This is a genomic window from Mesorhizobium sp. HAY1-8B (assembly GCF_056868045.1).
The window spans coordinates 3,954,894-3,975,226 of sequence record NZ_CP200321.1; the positions used below are offsets into that span (position 1 = coordinate 3,954,894).

Sequence of the window (20,333 nt, forward strand, 5' to 3'; positions counted from 1 at the left end):
CGCACAAGGGAAGACTGTGGCCGATCAAAACAGGATCGACCGCACCGTGGCGCCTGGCTGCGCGCTGAAGCTCTACACCAGGGTTGAATGCGACCTGCATACCAAGGCCAGCGCCGCGCGCCGGGCCGAACTAAAATCCTGAACAAGCGACTGGGACAGATGGCGGATACCGACATGGCTGAGGAACAGCGAGTATATCAAGACCCGGTGCAGGCACAGCTCGGCGAGCGCGTCACGAATCTGGGGCGCCGGCAGACCGACCTCGAGGCTGAAATGCGGTCTGGCTTCCGGCAGATTGAACAGTCGTTCACCTCATTCACCAACGAGACACGCAACGCGATCTCCGCTCTTGGCACCGCTATTTCGGAGCGCAGCCGGCCGCAGTGGCAGGCCCTCGGCGTCATGGTGTCCGTGGTCGTTGTTCTCGGGGGGTTGGTCTACTGGCCCATCCGGGAATCGACCAACGACCTGAAGGCGCAGGATATCGAGACCAGCCGGCTCATCCAGAGCCTAACCAGCGAGACCAGCAAGGCCATCCAGAGCCTTGCCGCCAGCACTGTCTCAAGGCAGGAAATGGACTGGCGAGCCCAGCGCGGTGCGGAGGATCGCAATCGGACCGACGCCGCCGTAGCCGACCTTCGTCAGTCAACTGTCACGCGGAACGAATGGAGCGAACGCAACCGGGCGTACGACCAGCAAGCGACAGAATTCACGCGCCGTCTGGATGAATTGCGGCAGGACTTCGGCGCTGTGTACGGCACACGCGATGTCATTCAGGATATGAAGCGGGAGATTGACGAACTACGACGGAAGCAGGTGCAACCACCGTCGTGACCAAAGCGCAGAGGTGATCACGCAAAGCCCGCTGGCTCCGCCGGCGGGCTTTTGCGTTTCAGCTATGCCTGATGCTCGGTGCCGGCGGCTTCACGGCTGTCTGCAACTGCAACCGCTCGACCGTGGCGATGATCGCGGCGGCGATGGCCTCCGCCTCGTCCATCAGGCTAGGGCCATGGATGCCGTTGACGGCTTCCTCGCTGGGCAGCACGCCTGGTGGGCAATGCTCTTCCACGGTGTCTCTGATCAGGCGCAGCGCTGCGCGTCCCTCGGGATCGTTCTTCATGATCGACCGAACACGGCGCCGCGGTAAAAGTTCCGGAACCATTTTAGCGCAGGCTTATTGAATCGAGGTCCTGCGAGTGAGTTCATGCGTCTGAAATTTGTCGAGCCTCTGCTGCCGACCCTTGTCGACAAGCCTCCCGAAGGCGACGACTGGATTCACGAAATCAAGTTCGACGGCTACCGCTCGCAGATCATCATCGACCATGACGTGCGCGTCTTTACCCGCAACGGCCACAACTGGACGGCGAAGTATCCCAACCTGGTCGGGGCGGCGAAAAGGCTGGGCGTCGAGAGCGCCATCATCGACGGCGAGATTGTCGTGCTCAATGAAGCCGGCCTGTCGGACTATGCCGCGTTGCGCAAGGCTATCACGCGGAGGGAGCAGGACCTCTATTTCGTCGCCTTCGATCTGTTGCACCTCAACGGCCATGATCTCCGCGACATGGCGCTGGAGGACCGCCGCGAGATCCTGGAAGGCATCATAGAGCCGGACGATCATATCCAGTTCAGCCAGGCGATGCTTGGCGACGCAAACGCCATCTTCCATTTGATCGACGAAGCCGGCATCGAGGGCATGGTGTCGAAGCGGCGCGACAGCAAGTATCGCAGCGGCCGGTCGACCAACTGGCTGAAGATCAAAAGCTATGCGGTCGAGGAATACGATCTGCTCGGCGTCGAGCGCGAGATGGGCAAGCCGGCCTTCGCGCTGATGGCCGACCGGAAGACCGGGAAATATGTCGGATCGGCCTTCATCAATTCGAGCCGTGCCATCCGCGAGCGCCTATGGAAGCGCGTGCAGGAGCATGCTGGCCCGGCGCCGAAGGGCATGAAGCGGCCGGCGACACAATGGGTCAAGCCGGGCATCATCGGCCGCGTGAAGCACTTGCGCGGCGAGGAGGATCTGCGGCATGCTTCTCTCCAAGACTTTCGGGAGGAAGACCATGCCAATTCGACGAAAGGCGACTGAGGCTGGCATTTTCGACGCGGCGGAACTGGCGCTGCTCGGCAGGGTTTTCGACAAGCTGAAGCTGGAGAACATGTCGCCGGTAGCGCACGAAACGGTCGCATCGCGGATTATCGCGAACTACATGGCCGGCGTCACGGACGAAGCTGAACTCATCTCGCTGTCGAAATTGCCGCTCGGGCGCTAGCACGGAAAGACAATCATGGCAGCCGCGAAGAAGGACCAGGAGCGCGCCAACTACGCGTGGATGTACGGCGCCCAGGCGCGCAAGGACGGCAAGGAGCGCGCCGTGCCTGAGTTCTGGCAGGAGCACGCCGACGCATGGCTGCATGGCTTCGACGGCGTGCCGATTGGCGGCGAGATCAAGCCAGTTGCCGCCACGATGGAGGCGGAGGCCGATGAGGGGCCAGAAGGAACCTAAGAGCCACTTTGAACTTATCGCCGAATGAGCACGCGCGGCATCAACTTCTTGGACCAGTGGATCGCGAACAACGTCCCCGAGACCGCGAAGGCGGATGTCATTTCCGTGGACGAACTCACGCACAAGCTAATCGCCGACGCCAAGGCGCTCGGGATCAAGCGGGCCGAGATCGACGAAGAGGTCGACAGTCTCTACCGCACCATCCTCGACGCGATCGTGCATTTCGACCCGGGTCTCCCTGATTGAAACAGATTGCGCCAGCCTTCATTATTTACCCGCCGCCCATCAAGGGCCTGCCTTTCTTGGCGGTCGAGATGAAGCCGGACGGTTCGATAGCGGCTCGGCCGTTTCCGTCACTCGAGGAAGCGATCGCTTTCAACAACGAGCGGTCCGGGGATTGGCGGCGAAGGCAATCTTCGCCTTGACTCGTTCCCATTGCGTTCCCATTTTGGTCTTCCCTGACGACAAGGATTGAGCGTGACCTAATATGTGCGGACGCGTTTTCGTAAAGACGACAATCCCCGACATGGTTCGTCGGTTTGAATTCGCCAATGCCGGCGAGATTGAACGGTTGGGCAACAGCTTTCCCCTTTGGAACGGCGCGCCCAGCCTGACGTATCCGATCATCATCCGTGAGGAGTTGTCGACGAGCATGGCCGGCTTCGTGTCGGCGCGGTGGGGTCTGGTGCCCGGCTGGGCTCGCGATGGCGGCGGCCGCCCCCCGCCCGTCAATGCGCGCTGCGAGACCATTGCGACCAATGGCATGTTCCGCAAAGCCTATGCCTCACGCCGCTGCCTGGTGCCGGTGGACGGCTATTTCGAGTGGCAGAAGCTCGACGCCTCGGGCAAGAAAAAGCAACCCTATGCGATTGCGATGAAGGATGACGAGCCGTTTGCGATGGCCGGCATCTGGGAAGAGTATGCCGACAAGGCGACGGGCGAACTGGTCCGGACGTTTGCGATTGCAACCTGCGAGCCGAACTCGCTGATGGCGACCATCCATGACCGGATGCCTGTCATTCTGGCGCCCGAAGATTATATGCGCTGGCTCGGGCCGGAGCCGGATCCTCGCGACCTGATGAAGCCATTCCCGTCCGACTTGATGAAGATGTGGCCGATCCATAGCAAGGTCGGATCGTCGCGGAACAACACGCCCGACATCATTGACGAGATCGGCTTGGGGCCGTCGGATCTGTTTGACGTTTGATTGCGGCATCACGCTTCGGAGCATCGACCCTGTCGAGAAAGGTCTGAAGAGCCAGCACCATGGTCCTGGCGCCTTGCTTGCTAAGTGCGAACTTCGTGACGCCGTCTTCCGTCAACAGTCCGACAATGCACCTGGTCGGCCGCGGCTCGTCACCATCCATATCGATCGTGCAACCACGAACGGGCGGCAACATCTGGTCTTTCGGTCGCTTTGCCATCATGGACCTCACAGGTACCGCTCGCCGTCGCCCCGGTGGTCGAAACAGAACCAATGCGTGGCCTGGCGGGGTCGGGAAAAGCCAAAGCCAGCATGCTTCGTGCAACCGGCATGTTCGCACATGTGTCCCAGCGCTTTCGCGCGTTCTCGCGGCGCCGGCGTCATGCCGTCGGCAAGCTTGGCTGGTTCATCGCTCATGCGGCATAGATTCCACAAGCCGTCTTGACGTTCAAGGAAAATGTTCCTTTTCTGTTCTCATGGCGCACGATCCGATCGACACGCTGGGCAAGGCGACCCGGCACAATATGCTCGTCAAGGCTGAATGCAGCTGCGGTAACGTCCGCTATTGCCGTTCTGCGGACCTGATGATGGTCTATGGCGGCGGCGTCGATCCACTGAAGCTGAAATTCGACTGCAGCCGATGCAAGCCGGAGATCAAGATCACGCTCCTCGAGGTTCATCCCGAGCACCTTCCCAAGCGCCTGATGATCCACAAGCCGATGAAGGTCGACGGCAAGATTACCTGGTACACGGAACGATTCCGTGGCTAGCGATCGCCTTACCGTCCGGTTCGCCTACCAACGCGGCTGGCAAGTCGTGGACGGCAGTGCAATCCTGGAGACGTTCGAAACCAAGGAGGGTGCTTTCCAATATCTGGTCGACCGCGGCGCCCGCGTTCATCTCCAGTGGGGCAGGACGGTTATCGTCGGAAAACCGGTGCAATACGATTTCTCGGCCGAATTCCAGAGCAAGTATGTGGGCCGGATCATGATGGAGCTTCACCCGCCGTCCCAAGGAACCTGGAACTGGTATCAGGGATCATCGAGAGGATCGGTCCAGACCAAGGACGAGGCTGTCTTTGCGGTCGAGCGCGCTTATACGCGCATCGTGGTCAAGGCCGACTATCCGAAGTAGGTGCCCGTCCACCCCGACGCGTAGAACAAAGATCCGGGACGGCGGAACACCTCGCGAACATCCGTGGGACTTTCCGTGGGACTTTTTGTCTGGCAGTGCCGGTATTGAACAGGAATGATCGGCTTCTGTTCTCCTGCGCCGTTTTAGCGCTTGCGCGCCAACCCTTGAATATATATGGCATTCCTCGGTCCGGAGTGTAGCGCAGCCCGGTAGCGCACTTGACTGGGGGTCAAGGGGTCGTCGGTTCGAATCCGGCCACTCCGACCAAACAAAACAAAGAGTTAGCCGTTTCCCCAGAGGTGGCTATAGAGTTTTTAGCCACATTGTAGCCAGAACGAAAAGCCGCCGAAGCCGAGCTTTAGCAGTGCGCCTTGTTTGCAACACGTTTGGCTGCCATATACTTGATCAAGCAGTCACGCATTCGCGCGAACGTCCCTTCAGATAGTCGGTGAGGTTTACCAGGCAGACTGTGCATTTGAGCTGATCGACAGCTCGACGGCCATGAATGTACCGGCATCGAGCATGAGTCTTGGCAACGAAGGGAAGCGGGCAATAGCCCGCTTTTTTGTTGCCCATCGCCCCGACTGCGGGGGTCAGTCACGCTTGGGAAAGAGCGCCCTATCACCGACAGCGCCATCTCCTCTCGACGCAGCGGCGTTAGACGGGCATTCTTGTGGATGTTCATTCGGACCCTCCGGTGGATGCTGAAGCCTGGTAACTCCAGTCTCCTCGGTCCGGTCCGAACGGACAACCTCCCGAAAGCTAACAGCTAGTCGCCATCAATGGCCCGAACGGTTTGAGCCTGGCCATTTCGAAATGGGAGTTCTCCCGGGTTCGTCTTGGCTGAACCCTGGGCAGATCGTGCCTTCAGCTTCCTGCTTGAGCCAGAGCCGGCCGCAACAGCCGCTGATGGCGGTATTCCAAGGCGATGGCGCCCCAGATCAGGCCGAGCAGCAGGTAGACGTGGCGCCAGTGATCGATATCGATGAAGGTGCCGAGCCCGATATTGCCGATGAAGGCGACATAGGCGCACAAGAGGTAAGGCTGCCACGGCCGGTCGCGCAGCAGGATGCGGAATCCGGCGGTCATGGTCCAGACGACCAGCGTCAGGAACGAGACAAAGCCGAGCCAGCCATAATCCATCAGCATCTTCAGCCAGATGTCGTGCGTGTCCTCGCCGAACATCTTGCCGAAGACCAGCGGCCCGATGCCGAACGGCCGCTCCATCGCCATCTGGAAGCCGATTCCGTAGCGGGCGAAGCGCCCGAGGCGCGCGGTGTCGTAGCTCTGTTCGAGATGCGCGCGGTTGGAGAACATCTCCGACACGCCAGGCAATTGCAGGATGACGATGATGGCGATCGTCAGCAGCGACAGCGCGGCGATGGTCATTATCACCACGCGCAGCCGGAACTTGCCGCTGTTGCTCTGCAGGAACAGGCAGCCGGTGAGCAGCACGGCAGAAACGGCGAACATGCCCCAGGCGCCGCGCGAGAAGGAGAAGAAAATGCCCAATGTGATGATCAGCAGCGGCACCGCCAGCAGCGGCATGCGCGACACCGAACCGGTCAGGATCAGATAGAGCAGGTAGATGCCGGGCAGCACCAGGAACGGGCCAAAGACGTTCGGATCCTGGAAGGCGCCGGCGGCGCGGTCGTATTTGGTGAAGATCTCGGCGCCGGGAAAGGCATGGAAATAGCCTGCTATGCCGAGCAGCGACGTAGCCACGGCCGAGACGACATAGGCATTGAAGATCAGCCGGTAGAGACCTGGTTGCGTGGCGGTGACCGAGGCGAAGAACACCGCGCTGAAGGCCAGGAACAGCGACACGGAGAGATAGAGGGGCGTGAAGGCGAGATCCGCCATCTGCGTCATCGAGATCATGCCGCCGATGTTCATTGTCACCAGCAGCACCAGCAGCGGCATGGCCGCGCGCGAGATCCGCAAGCCGAAGAGCGCCCAGATGGCGATCAGCCCGGCCATGTAGATTTCGTAAGGCGCCGGCTCGCTGATGACGAAGCCGGACAGAAGGATGCCGAACACCACCGCACCGGAAGAAATCAGCGCGATCAGCTTGGCGTTGACCGCGGCCGGCGGCAACTCATGGGAAATCGCGCTCAATAGGCGTTTTCCGTGTTGAGCAGCCGGATCGGTGTCAGGAACAGGATCCGCAGATCGAACAGCAGCGACCAGTTCTCGATGTAGTAGAGGTCGTATTCGGTCCGCATGCGGATCTTCTCGTTGGTGTCCATCTCGCCGCGCCAGCCGTTGATCTGCGCCCAGCCGGTGACGCCCGGCTTGACCTTGTGGCGGGCGAAATAGCCGTCGACCACCTCGTTGTAGAGAAGGTTGTGCGACTGCGCCGCGATCGCATGCGGGCGCGGGCCGATCAGCGACAGCGATCCCAGCAGCGAATTGACGAACTGCGGCAGTTCGTCGATCGACGTCTTGCGGATGAAGCGGCCGACGCGGGTGACGCGCGGATCGTTCTTGGTCACCGTCTGCTTGGCGGTGGGATCCGACCGGTCGGTGTACATCGAGCGGAACTTGTAGACCTCGATGATCTCATTGTTGAAGCCGTGTCGCTTTTGCTTGAACAGCACCGGTCCCTTGCTGTCGAGTTTTATGGCGATCGCGGTCGCCAGCATCACCGGCGAGAAGACGATGATGCCGATCAGCGAGAAAATGATGTCGAAGGCGCGCTTGGCGACCGAATCCCAGTCGTTGATCGGCTTGTCGAAGATGTCGAGCATCGGCACCGAACCGATGAAGGAATAGGCGCGTGGGCGGAACTGCAGCGCGTTTGAATGCGCCGAAAGCCGAATGTCCACCGGCAGCACCCACAGTTTCTTCAACAGCTGCAGCACACGTGTTTCGGCGGTCAGCGGCAGCGACACGATCAGCATGTCGATGCGGGCGATGCGCGCGAACTCGATCAGTTCCGAAATGGTGCCGAGCTTGGGATAGCCGGCAACGATGGGCGGCGAGCGCTTGTCGCTGCGGTCATCGAATATGCCGCAGATGCGGATGTCGTTGTAAGGCTGTTTTTCGACCGAGCGGATCAGCACTTCCGCAGCCTTGCCGCCGCCGACAATGACGGCGCGCCGCTCCATGCGTCCATCGCGGGCCCAGCGCCGGATCAGCTTCGACATCACCAGCCTGAGGCCGAAGAGGAGGACGAAGCCGACCACGAACCAGGTGCCGAACAGCAGTCGCGAATAGTCTTCCGACATCTTCATGGTGAAAGCCGTCAACGCCATCAGCGCGAAGGTGCCGGCCCAGACCAGCAGGATGCGGCCGAAATTGGCGATCGGCCGCATCAGGGAAACGACCTGGTAGCAGTCGGTGACATCGAGCAGAACCACGGCGAGGAACGACGCGGCGGCGATCGTCACCGGATATTGCCAGGCGAGATAGTTGAAGAACCCGACATAGTAGAAATAGACGCAGAGCCCCGAAAGGAACAGGATCGCGAACTCGACCATGCGCAGGACACCGCTGACCATGATCGGCGACATCGTATCGCGCCGGTATTGCGACGCGACCTGTCGGGCAACATCGTTCATGCCCCCGGGTGCGTCGCCATCGGTCGGGCCGTTGAATTTACGCACAGCTTCTGCTGAAAAGCGGCGCGCGGGGTCAATCTCGTTCATGGAACAGTCCGCAAGCTTCCCAGGGTGATTAGCAAAAGAGAGCTAAGAAACCCTTGAAACAACACGTGGCTTTGGAAAGGCTTGGGGCGTCACCTGCCGAGCGCGGCGAAATAGGCCTTCTCGATTTCGGCGGCCATGACGTCGGCGCCGAAACGCGCCTTGAGGCCGGCGCCGTCGGGCATCAGCTTGCCGTAGGCTGCGAGATCGGCCAGCGCCTCACTCATCTTTTCAGTGAGTTCGACGGGATCGGGCCTGATCAGGGCAGGGGAGCCGGAAGCGAAAATCTCCGGTATGCCGCCGACAGCGGTTGCGATCATGGGTCTTGCCGCGGCAAGCGCTTCCAGCACGATATAGGGCATGGCTTCGGCGCGCGAGGGAACGACGACGAGCGCTGCCAGCGCGAAGGCCTCCCTGGCCGGCATTGGCGGCAGGAAGCGGACATGGTCCTGAAGCCCAAGACGCTTCACCTGCGCGTGGTAGCGCGGTAGGTCGTCGCCGTCGCCGACCATCACCGCGCTCAGCGTACGGCCAAGCCGGGGACCGGCTGCGGCCAGCGCATCGATGAAGATGTCGGGGCCCTTCAGGTCCCGCATCATGCCGATATAGAGCAGATCCGCCGCATCGGGTTCGATCGCCACCGGTTCGAATTCCGTGGCGCGCAGTCCGTTGTAGACCAGCGTGTTCGGGATCGGCGGCTCGCCCACCTTCCTGCGATAGGTTCGCCGCTCATAATCCGAGACGAAGAGCAGGCAATCGGTGAAGCGCGCCATGGAGCGCTCCAGTGCGAAGAACAGCCTCCCCGTGGCTGTTGTTTCGTCATAGTGGAGGGAGCCGCCATGCGGCGAATAAAGGCGGGCTACGCGAGACCTTGATACCCGCAACAATGAGCCGAACAGACGGGCATAGGCGCCACCCTTGGCACCGTGCCCGTGCAGGACGTCCGGCTGCAATTCCTTGATGATCCTGTAGGTGCGCCGGGCCGAGGCGAGATCGCCCGGGCCGACATGGCGCTGCATTGGCGTGCGATGGATACCGAGCGCCAGCGTGTCCTTCATCTGCTCGAACAGGCGCTCCTCGAATTCGCCGCCGGTGGTCGAATCGCAGACGATCCCGACCACATGGCCGGCCGCGACCTGAGCTTCCGTCAGGTCGCGCACATGCCGGAAAATTCCTCCGACGGGTGAACGAAAGCAGTGGACGATCCTGAGCTTGTCCGCCACGTGGTATCTGTCAGAACAGGCGTTCGCGGACGAAGACGGTATCTCCGGGCAGCAGCGGGTCGGAGGTGACCACGCGCCCGGTCATCACCTTGCCGTTGATGTCGCGGGTGATGTCGACGCTTTCCTGGTTGGCGCGTGGTGTGAAGCCTCCGGCAATGGCGATGGCCTTCTGCACGGTCAGGCCGGGCACGTAGGAATACTGGCCGGCAGCGCCCACTTCGCCCATGACGAAGATCGGCCGGTAGCGGTCGATCTCGACCGAAACGTCCGGGTCGCGCAGATAGCCTTGTCGCAATTTGTCGGCGATCTCCTTTTCCATCTGCTGCGCGGTGTGACCACGCGCGGGTACGGCACCGACAAGCGGGAAGGAGAGATAGCCGGACTGGTCGACACTGTAGGTGTTGGTCAGGCCGTCCTGTTCGAACACGGTGACGCGGACGCGGTCGCCGGCGCCGAGGCGATAAGGCTGGTCGAGGACCTCGTGGAAGGCCGCCGGCGGCGGGCGGTAGCTGGAGCAGCCGGCGAGCATCGATACGGCAAGCAGCGCGCGAACGAGGGAAGCAGTGCTTTTCATGACCGGATACGTACCTTCGACTGGCCGCTGCGGCGTCGCAGCAAACATCTGGGATCGGGTTCGTTATCGTCCTGTTAGGGTTAATGGCCGGTAAAGGCTACGGCCAATAGAGCTCGCGCCGGCAGGGATTTTGCCATTTTGTCGTTTTTTCTAGCCGCTCGCCAGTAATCCCTAATGGAGTATTACCGCGATCTTAACTGCTGAGTTACCATAGTTGTTTACGGTGCATCCTGACCCAGTTTCGGAGTAGGGATGCATGTCCGTTCAGTCCGCGGCCGCAGATGTCGATGTCGATCTCAGGCAGCTTTTCGCCAGCCTGGCGAGGAACTGGCTGCGCATATTGCTCTTTGTTCTGGTCGTGACAGGCCTGGCGTTTGCGTTCGCTTCGTTCGCGACACGACACTACAAGGCGCAGACGCAGGTGGAGATCGCCCCGCGCGAATCCGTTTATACCCGCCCGGCCGGCAGCAACAATGACGGCGACAAGCCGATCCTCGACGAGCAAGGCGTCGCCACCCAGGTCCAGATCATTTCGTCCAACGAAATCCTCAAGCAGGTGGCGCAGAAACTCGGCTTGGCGCGACTGCCTGAGTTCGACGAAACGATCAACATGTCGTCCCTCAGCCGCGTGCTGATCCTGCTTGGGCTGAAGAACGATCCGATGGATATTCCGGCCGACGAACGCGTGTTGAAGAAGATGCGCGAGAAGCTCAACGTCTTTGGCGTTGAAAAAACTCGCATCATTGCCATCGAGTTCTCCTCGGAGGATCCCAAGCTCGCCGCAGCCATCCCAGACGCCATTGCCGCTGCCTATATTGCCGGGCAGGGCGCGGCCAAGAGCGAATCGAACACTGCCGCCGCGGATTTTCTGGCGCCGGAGATCGCCGACCTGTCGAAGCAGGTCAGGGATGCCGAGGCCAAGGTCGCGGCGTATCGCGGCCAGTCGGACCTCCTGATGGGCGGCAACAATTCCACCTTGGCCACACAGCAACTGGCCGAGCTGTCGACCGAATTGTCGCGGGTGCGGGCCAATCGCGCCGCGGCCGAAGGTACCGCCGACAGCGTACGCAAGGCGCTGCAGAATGGGGGCTCGCTGGATTCGCTGCCGGAAGTGCTGTCGTCCGACCTGATCCAGCGTTTGCGGGAGCGCCAGGTCGAGCTGCGCGCCAACATCGCCGATCTGTCGACGACGATGCTCGACAATCATCCGCGCGTTCGCGCGGCGAAATCACAGCTGGCCGATCTCGATGCGCAGATCCGCAGCGAAGCGCAGAAGGTCATGAAGGGCCTGGTTATGCAGGCCGATGCCGCCAAGGCACGTGAGAACCAGCTCGTCGCCGATGTCAACACGCTGAAGGCGGCCTCGGCACAGGCTGGCGAACAGCAGGTCGGTCTCGACGCGCTGCAGCGCGATGCGGCGGCCAAGCGCCAACAGCTCGAACTCTATCTCACCAACTACCGCGAGGCAGCCTCGCGTCAGGACCGCAACTATGCGCCGGTCGACGCTCGTGTCTCCTCGCCGGCTTCGGTGCCCTCCGAGCCATACTTCCCCAAGGTCGGGCCGATCGTTGGCGCCGCCGCCGCGGCTTCGCTTCTGCTGGCGGCGGTCTTCACGCTGCTGCGGGAGCTCTTCTCGGGCCGTGCCATGCGCCCGGCCACGGGAGCCCGTTTTGCACCGATCGACGAAGTGGCGATGCCGACAACTGCCCGCCAGGAGCCGGCCGCTCCCCTGGAACCAGCTGGCCGCCTTGAGCCGGCTGTCGCCAGCGAGTTCGCCAATCCAGGTGCTGAGGCGCCATGGTCCGAAACGGTCGCGGATTCCGAGATGACGGTGCGACCCCAGCCCATTGCCGAGCCTGAGCCTGCTACCGAGCCTGAGCCTGCCACCGAGCCTGGGCCTGCCGCCCAGCCAGAGCCTGTCGCCAAGGCCGTAGCTACCGAGCCGGAATCCGTCGTGGAGGTCCAGCGGCCGCGCTCGGTGCTCGGTGAGATCGACATCGAGAAGGCCGCGGAAAAGCTGATCGCCAGCGGGGCCGCACGCGCGATATTCGTTTCGCCCGAAGGCGACGAGGCAGCCGCATCGGCGATCCTGGTGGCGCGCGAGGTGTCCGACGCCGGCCTGCGCGTCTTGCTGCTCGATCTTACCGCCTCGGGTGCTGCTTCGCGGCCAATGCTGGACAGCGGACTTTTCCCGGGCATCACCGATCTGCTCGCCTCGCAGGCGCAGTTCAGTGACGTCATCCATGCCGATCTCTATTCCGATTGCCACGTCATTCCGGTCGGCACCGCCGATCCGGTCCGCGCCATGCGCGCCGCCGACAGGTTGCCGATCATCATGCAGTCGCTGACCACGGCCTATGATCTGGTGGTGGTCGAGTGCGGGCCGGCCGACGCGCAAGGCATCAGCCGCCTGGGCGGCGACGCCACCGAAGTGTTCCTGTCCATGCTCGAGCCGGACGACGAGGTGACGCGAGCCGCGGTCAAGCTGATCGAGAGCGGTTACCCCGACCTGACGCTGGTGACGCCGCTTGGCCACGAGCCGCCGGGCACTCCGGGCCGGCGCTCCGCGGCCTGAACAGCCGCTGTTCGCAGACCGCCTGACCTATCCCAGTTCCAGCGTCGTCACGCCGAATATCCTGTTGGCATCAAGCTTCGGGGGTGGGCCTTGATACATGCGGGTGGTGGTGAAGGTCGGTGAGAAGCCCGCCGCCTCGAGCGCCGCGATGAAATCGACTTGGGTGGCTGGGACGTCGATGTTCAGCTCGTCGCCTTTGCACGCACTTGCCAGCTCCGCGAGCAATTCGAGCGCGGTCTGCGTGTCGTCGGCGAAGAGCGGGCCGACCTTGAAGCCGCTGCGGCAGGAACGGCTACCGCATAGCCGGCCGCTCCCCACGATTGGATCGCGGCCAGGGCACGGTGAGGCGGCTGCAGCCATTGCTGCAGGAAAGAGGGCCGGGGCGCGGGAAAGCAAAGCGCGTCATATCCGATGATGTCGGGCCCCGGTTGCGCTGTCACGATGCGAGGCCGCCCGGCGCCGACGGGCGAGCCCGCAGGGCGCCCGCTGTAGCGGATGGTCTCGTAGACCGGCCTGAACCCTTTTCTCTGGTAGTTGGCCCGCTGCTCTTCGACGCCATCCAGTCCGATGGCGCGCCCGGCCAACCTGGCCATGCCAGCGGTCCACACCGCCTTGCCATAGCCTTTGCCGCGCATGTCCGGACGGCTGATGTAGAGGCCGATGAAACCAAAATCGTGCCCATAGGCCACCGCCGAGATCGCGGCGACCATCTCGTCGCCGACGAAAGCCCCGATGAAGCCCTCCGGATCCGCGGCTTGGAACATCGCCGCGTCTTCAAGGCCCGGGTTCCAGCCCTCGGCGGCTGCCCAGTCGATGAGGTCAGTCAGTTCCCGGAGGGATAGCGTGCGGATGGTCGGCTTCATGGCGCTCATTTCGAAGCGAGCTTAACTGTCGTCCTCGACAGCCGCGGGCGCTGGCTGTCCGGCTGCCTTGCGGCGCAGCATCTTGGTCAGTTTCCAGATCGTCGGGCTGTTCTTGACGAAGGCCTTCAGCCGCGCGCCCTGGCGAAGCGACTGCGCCAGGGCGCGGCCCTTCAGTGTCAGCGGGACCAGCACCTCGAAATGCCGGGTTTCGATATCGCACCACTGCCGTTTGTAGGCCTCGTCGCCGACGGAGAAATCATAGACGGCAAAGCCGGTGTCGCAGGCTTCCTGTATGTTGTCGAAGAACAGGAAATCGCCGGGACTACTGTGCGCGAGATCGTCCTCCGCGATCGCGCCGAACTCGCAGATCAGGCGCTTGCCCGAACGGCTCGACCCGGTGACGGCGCGCAGCTTGCCGGCGACCTCCAGGCCATGCAGCAGGAAAGATGGCTTGTCCTCGGCCAGGGCTTGTGTGAACAGCTCCCGGAAGAAGGCACGTATCCGAGCGTCGCCGAAGACGTTGGCAATGCCCATCTTGCGAAAGCGATGTTCCTTCATCTCGAAGAAGGCGTCGAGCAGCCTGTCCACTTCGTCCGAAGTTCGCGCCTCGATGCGCCGGTGGCTGCCGACGGCCTCGAATTTGCGCGTCTGCGAACGATGCTTCTTGCGTTTGCGCTTACCGCTGGCGCGCAGCAGCAGCGCATCGAAGCCACCGGCAAGATCGACGGCCAGCGAAAGATTGGGGCTGGCAAAATGGTCGAGCGACGCAAGCGGATTGGCGATGCCCTCGAGATCGGGCAGCAACCTTTCCAGCGCGATGAGATCGATGTCGGGACGAGCCTTGGCGATGGCTGCGAACATCGCGCCGACGTTTGCGCGATCCGCCCTGTTCAGCCATTGGGTGTCGGCTGCCGCGAAATTTCCATTGGCGTGGCGGTCGCCCATGAAACGGGCGACTCGGAACGGGCCGCGGCTGACAATCTCCAGCGCCAGCGCGAAGACCGGCTTGCCTTCGAGAGTGAGCGTTGCCACGAGCAGATCCGGCTTGACCTGAGCGGCCCAGTTCAGGATCCATGTCGCGCCCTGTGCCGGCGCGCTAAGCGCCGACCGGCAGAACTCCGCATAGGCCGCTAGCCCGTCCGCACCCACGACGGAAACCGACAGCCCCTCGGCATCCTTCGGCCGGGCGCGTGGCGAAGCCTCGGTCGCCGCGAGCCGATTGCCGTCAAATGACGCCATTGCGTCAACCATACCTCAATCCTTAAGGCGTACTGATCCCGATTTGGGGGGCGCTCAGGCGTATTCCGTGCTTGGATCAGCCTAGGCGCAAAAGGTGAATGAATGATCGACGGTGGGGAGGCAATCCGGAAACTGGCGCTCAACGTCGCCCGTTATACCGGCCTTGCACCGCTGGCCAGGCCATTTGTCGGCGGCATCGGCGCCATCCTGATGCTGCACCGCGTGACGGCGACACCGGAAAAACCCGACAGCGTCAACCGGCATCTCAACATCGCGCCCAGCTTCCTCGACGCGGTGATCGGCGACATGAAGGCGGACGGCTATGCCTTCGTCTCGATGGACGAAGCCGTGGAGCGCATCAAGGCAGGCGGCAGGGGCGGCCGGTTCGCCACCATCACCGCCGACGATGCCTATCGCGACAACATGACCGAGGCCCTGCCGGTGCTGGAAAAGCACGGCGCGCCGATCACCATCTATGTCGCGCCCGGCCTGATCGACGGCACCGCCGATCTCTGGTGGGACGTCGCCGAGGACATCGTCAATGTGTGCGATCGCCTGACGCTCGCGACCCCTAAAGGTCCGGCGGTGATCGATTGCAAGACCCCCGCCAGGAAAACCCAGGCGATAGCCCGGCTGCATGCCTATCTCGCTACCGAGGTTCGCGAGGAGGATTTGCGGACCGTGCTGCGCGATCTGGCCAATTCAAACGGGGTCGACGCGGACGCCCCGCGCCTGCGGACACTGATGAACTGGGATGAGATTCGCACTGTCGCGGCACATTCATTGGTGACGATTGGCGCCCATACGATCAACCACAGCAATCTGAAGCGGTTGTCCGAGACCGATGCGCGGTATGAGATCGGCGCTGTAAAGGAGAAGTTGCGCGCCGAGCTCGGCAGGGAGCCCCGCCATTTCGCCTATCCCTATGGCTATGCGAGCGCCGTCGGCTGCCGCGAGGTGGGCTTTGCCCGTGACGCCGGCTATGTCTCCGCCGTGACGACCCGCCATGGCGTGCTGCGCGCCGAACATGCCGGCTTCCTGCATGCCTTGCCGCGGATTTCAATCAATGGCCGCTACCAGAGCCTCGCCCACATCCGCACCATGCTGTCGGGCGTGACCACGCCGCTCGCCAATGCCGGCAAGATGGTCGTCACCATCTGACGGGCTGCCTTGTCAAGGCGACCGAGCCGGCGAACATCCGCGACGTGTCAGCATTTGTGGAAATAGCGGTAGGTGTCCGGCGCGCTCATCCATTTGAAGTCGGCCGTCAATCCGCCATGCGCGTTGATCCAGCCGCGGATGTCGGAGGCATAAGCCTTCCACAACACGCCGGTCATGTCGGTGCGGTGGGCGAGATGGAAGCCGAAACTCGCCGTCGGCATGACGCATATGCGGCTGCGGGGGACATAGCCGAGCAGCACCGTGCAGGCGGACCGGCATTTGCCGACAATGCGCACATTGACGCCGCGCGCCGCCAACGCTTTCCAGCGCTGGCTGTAGGCGGCGACGCTGCCGCCATGGTTGTCCGAGACGTTGATGGTTTCGGCCGCCGCGGCCGACGCGGCCAGCGGGGTGAACAACAAGCTCAGCCCTGCGAACATCCCTTTCAGCATGCCGGCCTCCCAGGTGGGCACCGTCAGGATAGCCCCTTGTTCGGGGGCGATGGATCACATTCGCGTTCTTGACGCGTGACCCCTGTAAACCGAAGCGGGCCTGTTTCAGCCTTTCGAGCGCGGCTCCAGCATCAGCCACTTGATGATGCCCATCGCCGGCAGTACCCACAGCAGCCCGCTGAGCAGGAAGAACAGGAATTGCACCAACGCACCCGATTCCGACAAACGGGCGACCGCGAAGATCGATGCGACGAGCGCATAGATGATCACCAGCGCCACAAGCAGGAACATTCCGATCAGCTTCTTCAGGCGAATAGGCATGGCTTGGCCTCGTTGATCGCTATCGCTTAAGCCGAACGCAGGAAGCGCGCAACCCGCTGCGGGCGGCGCGACGGCGTGCCGCGCCGGATGGCCTTGCCAGCAGGGGTGCGATGGTTCACCTATCCGCGACTTCAACCTGCCGGGACAAGATCATGGCTGCCATATCAGCCGCCGCTGCGCCATACGCTGCCCGCGACCGTGACCTGCACAACCGGGCGCTGGTTCGGGGCTGGCTTTATGTCGTGCTTCTGGTGCTGTTTGCACTGGTGCTGGTCGGCGGCGCCACGCGGCTTACCGAGTTGGGCCTGTCGATCACCGAATGGCAGCCGATCCATGGCGTCATCCCGCCGCTCAACGACGCCGAGTGGCAAGAGGAATTCCAGCGTTACCAGCAGATCCCGCAATACACCGAGCTCAACAAGGGCATGAGCATCGAGGCGTTCAAGTCGATCTTCTGGTGGGAGTGGGCGCATCGTCTGCTGGCGCGCAGCGTCGGCCTGGTTTTCGCCTTGCCGCTGCTGGTCTTCTGGGTAACGCGCCGCATCGAGCGCGGCCTTGGGCCAAAGCTGGTCGGCATCCTGCTTCTCGGTGGCCTGCAAGGCGCCATCGGCTGGTGGATGGTGGCCTCCGGCCTGGTCGACCGGGTCTCGGTGAGCCAGTACCGGCTGGCGACGCATTTGACGCTGGCGGCGCTGATCTTCACCGCCACCATGGTCGTCGCGCGTGGCTTGGCGCCGCACTCCGAGCCCGCCGCCGATCGCTCGACGCAGCGCCTAGCCGGCTTCATCGTGCTTCTGGCGCTGATCCAGATCTATCTCGGCGGCCTTGTCGCCGGGCTCAATGCCGGTTTGAGCTACAACACCTGGCCGCTGATGGATGGCAAGATCATCCCGGGTGACCTGCTGATCCTCGAGCCGGCATGGCGCAATTTCTTCGAAAGCCCGAAGACGGTGCAGTTCGTTCATCGGCTCGGCGCCTATACAGTCTTCGCCGTCGCGCTCTGGCACATGATCGCGACACGGATCCGCTTGCCGGGCTCAACCCATGCGCGCCGCGCGACGTTATTGTTCGTGCTGGTGCTGGTGCAGGCGTCGATCGGCATCGGCACGCTGCTGATGCAGGTGCCGCTGCATATGGCGCTCACCCATCAGGGTTTCGCACTGATCGTGCTGGGCTTTGCCGCCGCGCATTGGCGCGGCACCAAGGGAGCTTACCCCTTGCCGCAAGAGATCGCGCTCAGGAATTGATCCCGAGCCGATCAGATCGTCACATCCAGAATTCGTTGGATTGCGTGGTTTTCTCGCCGTCGAATTCCGCTTGGCGCAAGGCGGCGGCGGAGGGCGTTGACTGGCTCTGAGCGGCCTTGGCAGCCTTGTCGGCGTCGGCGGCCCTGAGCGCGTCAAGCTTGGCTTGGGCCACGGCTATATCCTGCCGCACCTGGGCGGCCTTGACTTCATCCGTGATCGCCTTGGCCTGATCCTCCAGGTCCTGGATCTGCTTTTCGAGCGCTGCCTCCTGGGCTGCATTGCTCGAGGAACTGGACGAGGAATACTGGGTTGCCGAGGAAGAACCCGAGATCGCGCTGACCATGGCAAATCCTTATGAAAGCCAGGACATGTCACTAGCCGATCATGGTGAACAATCGATTACTTCAGCCGTTCCCGGGTCAGAAATTCGTCCGCACGGCCCGGATCGTCTTGGCGATCGACAGCTCGCGGTTCTCCTCGGCCGCATTGTCGTCCTCGTGATGCCATGCCGCGGACAGGCAGCCATAGGCGATGGCATGGTCCAGTATCGCGGCCGGCGACTGCCCCAGCGTCCTGGCAAAGACTTCGGCCATGTGTGCGATCCGCGAGGGATCGAGGCAAAGCGCGTCGCGGTCGAGCGGGTTATAGAACATGTTGGCGGCGTCGAAGCCGGGATCGCCAAGCACGCCCTTCGGGTCGATCGCCAGCCAACCGCGCGGGCCTTGCAGGATGTTTTCGTGATGCAGGTCGCCATGCAATGGCCTGACGTCATGCGGATCATCCAGCAGCCGATCGGCGATGGCGGCGGCCTCGACATAGAGGCTGTTGCGGCGGGCGCCGCGGTCTGTTGCGGCTTTCTTGAACAGGCTGGCGAACCGTTCCCGGAGCGGCTGAAGCTCGGGCGGGAAGGGGTCTTTCCCAGGCGAAAACAATTTCGCCATCACATCCGCCGCTATCGCGGTTGCGGTGTTGTCGCCCTGTTCATCGAGAACCCGCGTAAGCAGAGTGTCGCCGGCATATTCGAGCAGCATTCTATGGCCGTCGCGGCCAAGCAGGCGCACCGCGCCTTCGCCGCGCCGCCAGGCGAGGAAATGCTCGCCGCGCAACTCGTCGGCGACATCGTCGAAAGGCTTGAGCGCCTTGACGACGGCCGGCGAGCCATCCTCGCGAACAACCTTCCAGATGCGGCTCGAAAAGGTCTCGGCAATGAGTTCGGGTGCGCTGATTTTCCAGCGCGCCGGGAAGACTGGTGCGTCCATCAAAGGCCGAGCATCAGGTCCATGTTCTGGACGGCTGCGCCCGAGGCACCCTTGCCGAGATTGTCATAGACCGCCAGCAGCAGCGCCTGCGCGCGTTTGTCGTTGGCAAAGACATAGACCTTCATGCGGTTGGTGCCGTTGTAGATCTCGGGATCGATCTCCGGCACACGCTCCAGATGGGCGTAAGGCGCCACTTCCACCACGCCGCCCCTGATCTCGGCGAAATGGTCGGCAATGGCCGCATGGAGCTCCGCGCCCGTCGGCACGTGGTCCAGGCCGCCGAGCTGCAGCGGCACCACGGTGATCATGCCCTGTGCGAAATTGCCGACCGCCGGCTGCATGATCGGATCATGCGACAGCTTCGCATAGGCCCTCAGCTCCGGCACGTGCTTGTGCTGCAGGGTCAGGCCATAGGGCAGGAACTCCGAGGCGTCCTCGCCCTTGGCGACATAATCCTCGATCATCGGCCGACCGCCGCCTGAATAGCCCGAAATGCCGTTGATCGTGACCGGGAAATCGGCGGGCAGCAGGCCTGATGTGACCAGTGGCCTGAGCGTTGCTATCGGCCCCTGCGGCCAGCAGCCGGGATTGGCGACGCGCTTGGCCGTGGCAATCGTCTTGGCCTGATCCTTGTCCATCTCGGCGAAGCCATATGCCCAGCCTTCGGCGACGCGATGCGCGGTCGACGCATCGATGACCTTGGTGGTGTCGTTGGCGATCAGCGAGACGCTCTCCTTCGCCGCATCGTCCGGCAGGCACAAGATCGCGATATCGGCGGCATTGAGGAATTCGGCGCGCGCCGCCGTCTCCTTGCGGCGCTCCGCGGGAATGGAAATGATCTCCAGGTCGCCACGCTCGGCAAGCAGCGCCCGGATCTGGAGGCCGGTGGTGCCGTGCTCGCCGTCGATGAAGATTTTCGGTTTCATGACC

At 62.7% G+C, this 20,333-nt stretch carries 24 protein-coding genes, 1 tRNA gene and 2 pseudogenes; 13 read left to right on the plus strand and 14 right to left on the minus strand.

Features of this window, described 5'->3' with window-relative positions:
• The first annotated feature begins 16 nt into the window (after window positions 1-16).
• Together AC1VON_RS18615 and AC1VON_RS18620 are read left to right on the plus strand one after the other, a co-directional pair.
• Window positions 17-142 carry a hypothetical protein gene (locus tag AC1VON_RS18615; protein WP_483124471.1) on the plus strand — a complete coding sequence of 42 codons (126 nt, stop codon included), beginning with the start codon at window positions 17-19 and terminating at the stop codon, window positions 140-142.
• 32 nt (window positions 143-174) lie between these two features.
• On the plus strand, window positions 175-834 hold the full coding sequence (locus AC1VON_RS18620; RefSeq protein ID WP_483124472.1) for a hypothetical protein: 660 nt from the start codon (window positions 175-177) through the stop codon (window positions 832-834).
• A 58-nt stretch (window positions 835-892) separates the two neighbouring features.
• Here AC1VON_RS18620 and AC1VON_RS18625 read toward each other — a convergent pair whose 3' ends face one another.
• A complete protein-coding gene (locus AC1VON_RS18625; RefSeq protein WP_483124473.1) occupies window positions 893-1,120 on the minus strand; it encodes a hypothetical protein in 228 nt (75 codons plus the stop codon).
• Between the two features lie 84 nt (window positions 1,121-1,204).
• Here AC1VON_RS18625 and AC1VON_RS18630 point away from each other — a divergent pair, with 84 nt between their 5' ends.
• The 5 genes from AC1VON_RS18630 to AC1VON_RS18650 all read left to right on the plus strand — a co-directional run bounded on the left by AC1VON_RS18630 (window position 1,205) and on the right by AC1VON_RS18650 (window position 3,711).
• Window positions 1,205-2,086, plus strand: a complete 882-nt coding sequence (locus AC1VON_RS18630) for an ATP-dependent DNA ligase (protein ID WP_483124474.1) — start codon at window positions 1,205-1,207, stop codon at window positions 2,084-2,086.
• Window positions 2,061-2,270 (plus strand): hypothetical protein, encoded by a 210-nt coding sequence (locus tag AC1VON_RS18635; protein WP_483124475.1) that lies wholly within the window; start codon window positions 2,061-2,063, stop codon window positions 2,268-2,270. Before AC1VON_RS18630 ends, AC1VON_RS18635 begins: the two co-directional genes overlap by 26 nt.
• Before the next feature lie 15 nt (window positions 2,271-2,285).
• Window positions 2,286-2,504, plus strand: a complete 219-nt coding sequence (locus AC1VON_RS18640; RefSeq protein ID WP_483124476.1) for a hypothetical protein — start codon at window positions 2,286-2,288, stop codon at window positions 2,502-2,504.
• 24 nt (window positions 2,505-2,528) lie between these two features.
• The gene (locus AC1VON_RS18645; protein WP_483124477.1) at window positions 2,529-2,750 is read left to right on the plus strand and encodes a DUF768 domain-containing protein; all 222 of its coding nucleotides are present in this window, start codon (window positions 2,529-2,531) and stop codon (window positions 2,748-2,750) included.
• Window positions 2,751-2,991: 241 nt separating this feature from the next.
• Entirely contained in the window at window positions 2,992-3,711 is a 720-nt protein-coding gene (locus AC1VON_RS18650; RefSeq protein WP_483124478.1) for an SOS response-associated peptidase, read from the plus strand.
• A gap of 225 nt (window positions 3,712-3,936) precedes the next feature.
• Here the strand turns inward: AC1VON_RS18650 and AC1VON_RS18655 are convergent, their stop codons facing one another.
• Window positions 3,937-4,125, minus strand: a complete 189-nt coding sequence (locus AC1VON_RS18655; RefSeq protein ID WP_483124479.1) for a hypothetical protein — start codon at window positions 4,123-4,125, stop codon at window positions 3,937-3,939.
• A gap of 59 nt (window positions 4,126-4,184) precedes the next feature.
• Between AC1VON_RS18655 and AC1VON_RS18660 the strand changes: the two genes are divergently transcribed.
• The 3 genes from AC1VON_RS18660 to AC1VON_RS18670 all read left to right on the plus strand — a co-directional run bounded on the left by AC1VON_RS18660 (window position 4,185) and on the right by AC1VON_RS18670 (window position 5,109).
• Window positions 4,185-4,478: a hypothetical protein gene (locus AC1VON_RS18660; RefSeq protein WP_483124480.1), complete on the plus strand. Its 294-nt coding sequence runs from the start codon at window positions 4,185-4,187 to the stop codon at window positions 4,476-4,478.
• Window positions 4,471-4,842 carry a hypothetical protein gene (locus tag AC1VON_RS18665; protein WP_483124481.1) on the plus strand — a complete coding sequence of 124 codons (372 nt, stop codon included), beginning with the start codon at window positions 4,471-4,473 and terminating at the stop codon, window positions 4,840-4,842. The genes AC1VON_RS18660 and AC1VON_RS18665 overlap by 8 nt, the downstream gene beginning before the upstream one ends.
• Window positions 4,843-5,032: 190 nt before the next feature.
• Window positions 5,033-5,109 (plus strand) — tRNA-Pro (locus tag AC1VON_RS18670).
• A 352-nt stretch (window positions 5,110-5,461) separates the two neighbouring features.
• Here the strand turns inward: AC1VON_RS18670 and AC1VON_RS18675 are convergent.
• The 5 genes and pseudogenes from AC1VON_RS18675 to AC1VON_RS18695 all read right to left on the minus strand — a co-directional run.
• Window positions 5,462-5,527: pseudogene (locus AC1VON_RS18675) on the minus strand (type II toxin-antitoxin system RelE/ParE family toxin); the annotation flags it as partial.
• Between the two features lie 182 nt (window positions 5,528-5,709).
• A complete protein-coding gene (locus AC1VON_RS18680) occupies window positions 5,710-6,960 on the minus strand; it encodes an O-antigen ligase family protein (RefSeq protein ID WP_483124482.1) in 1,251 nt (416 codons plus the stop codon).
• On the minus strand, window positions 6,957-8,492 hold the full coding sequence (locus tag AC1VON_RS18685; RefSeq protein WP_172350882.1) for an undecaprenyl-phosphate glucose phosphotransferase: 1,536 nt from the start codon (window positions 8,490-8,492) through the stop codon (window positions 6,957-6,959). The genes AC1VON_RS18680 and AC1VON_RS18685 overlap by 4 nt, the downstream gene beginning before the upstream one ends.
• Window positions 8,493-8,581: 89 nt before the next feature.
• On the minus strand, window positions 8,582-9,712 hold the full coding sequence (locus AC1VON_RS18690; RefSeq protein ID WP_483124483.1) for a glycosyltransferase: 1,131 nt from the start codon (window positions 9,710-9,712) through the stop codon (window positions 8,582-8,584).
• A gap of 10 nt (window positions 9,713-9,722) precedes the next feature.
• Window positions 9,723-10,286, minus strand: coding sequence for a polysaccharide biosynthesis/export family protein (locus AC1VON_RS18695; protein WP_056565427.1), 564 nt, complete (start codon window positions 10,284-10,286; stop codon window positions 9,723-9,725).
• 256 nt (window positions 10,287-10,542) lie between these two features.
• On the opposite strand from AC1VON_RS18695, the gene AC1VON_RS18700 reads away from it, so the two are divergent.
• Window positions 10,543-12,861 carry a GumC family protein gene (locus tag AC1VON_RS18700; protein WP_483124484.1) on the plus strand — a complete coding sequence of 773 codons (2,319 nt, stop codon included), beginning with the start codon at window positions 10,543-10,545 and terminating at the stop codon, window positions 12,859-12,861.
• 27 nt (window positions 12,862-12,888) lie between these two features.
• Here AC1VON_RS18700 and AC1VON_RS18705 read toward each other — a convergent pair.
• Window positions 12,889-13,733: pseudogene (locus AC1VON_RS18705) on the minus strand (GNAT family N-acetyltransferase).
• A gap of 12 nt (window positions 13,734-13,745) precedes the next feature.
• Entirely contained in the window at window positions 13,746-14,975 is a 1,230-nt protein-coding gene (locus tag AC1VON_RS18710) for a GNAT family N-acetyltransferase (protein ID WP_483124485.1), read from the minus strand.
• A 90-nt stretch (window positions 14,976-15,065) separates the two neighbouring features.
• Here AC1VON_RS18710 and AC1VON_RS18715 point away from each other — a divergent pair, with 90 nt between their 5' ends.
• Complete coding sequence (locus AC1VON_RS18715) at window positions 15,066-16,124, plus strand: polysaccharide deacetylase family protein (RefSeq protein WP_483124486.1); 1,059 nt, start codon at window positions 15,066-15,068, stop codon at window positions 16,122-16,124.
• Window positions 16,125-16,171: 47 nt separating this feature from the next.
• Here AC1VON_RS18715 and AC1VON_RS18720 read toward each other — a convergent pair whose 3' ends face one another.
• Together AC1VON_RS18720 and AC1VON_RS18725 are read right to left on the minus strand one after the other, a co-directional pair.
• Window positions 16,172-16,576 carry a hypothetical protein gene (locus tag AC1VON_RS18720; RefSeq protein ID WP_483124487.1) on the minus strand — a complete coding sequence of 135 codons (405 nt, stop codon included), beginning with the start codon at window positions 16,574-16,576 and terminating at the stop codon, window positions 16,172-16,174.
• A 105-nt stretch (window positions 16,577-16,681) separates the two neighbouring features.
• A complete protein-coding gene (locus AC1VON_RS18725) occupies window positions 16,682-16,897 on the minus strand; it encodes a DUF2842 domain-containing protein (RefSeq protein ID WP_172350875.1) in 216 nt (71 codons plus the stop codon).
• Between the two features lie 152 nt (window positions 16,898-17,049).
• Here AC1VON_RS18725 and AC1VON_RS18730 point away from each other — a divergent pair, with 152 nt between their 5' ends.
• Entirely contained in the window at window positions 17,050-18,144 is a 1,095-nt protein-coding gene (locus tag AC1VON_RS18730) for a COX15/CtaA family protein (protein WP_483124488.1), read from the plus strand.
• 19 nt (window positions 18,145-18,163) lie between these two features.
• Here AC1VON_RS18730 and AC1VON_RS18735 read toward each other — a convergent pair whose 3' ends face one another.
• From AC1VON_RS18735 to argC, 3 genes are all read right to left on the minus strand, one after another.
• Window positions 18,164-18,487, minus strand: a complete 324-nt coding sequence (locus AC1VON_RS18735; RefSeq protein WP_172350873.1) for a hypothetical protein — start codon at window positions 18,485-18,487, stop codon at window positions 18,164-18,166.
• 76 nt (window positions 18,488-18,563) lie between these two features.
• Window positions 18,564-19,403, minus strand: coding sequence for an aminoglycoside phosphotransferase family protein (locus AC1VON_RS18740; protein WP_483124489.1), 840 nt, complete (start codon window positions 19,401-19,403; stop codon window positions 18,564-18,566).
• Window positions 19,403-20,329 (minus strand): N-acetyl-gamma-glutamyl-phosphate reductase, encoded by a 927-nt coding sequence (gene argC, locus AC1VON_RS18745; RefSeq protein ID WP_483124490.1) that lies wholly within the window; start codon window positions 20,327-20,329, stop codon window positions 19,403-19,405. The genes AC1VON_RS18740 and argC overlap by 1 nt, the downstream gene beginning before the upstream one ends.
• Window positions 20,330-20,333 lie beyond the last annotated feature (4 nt).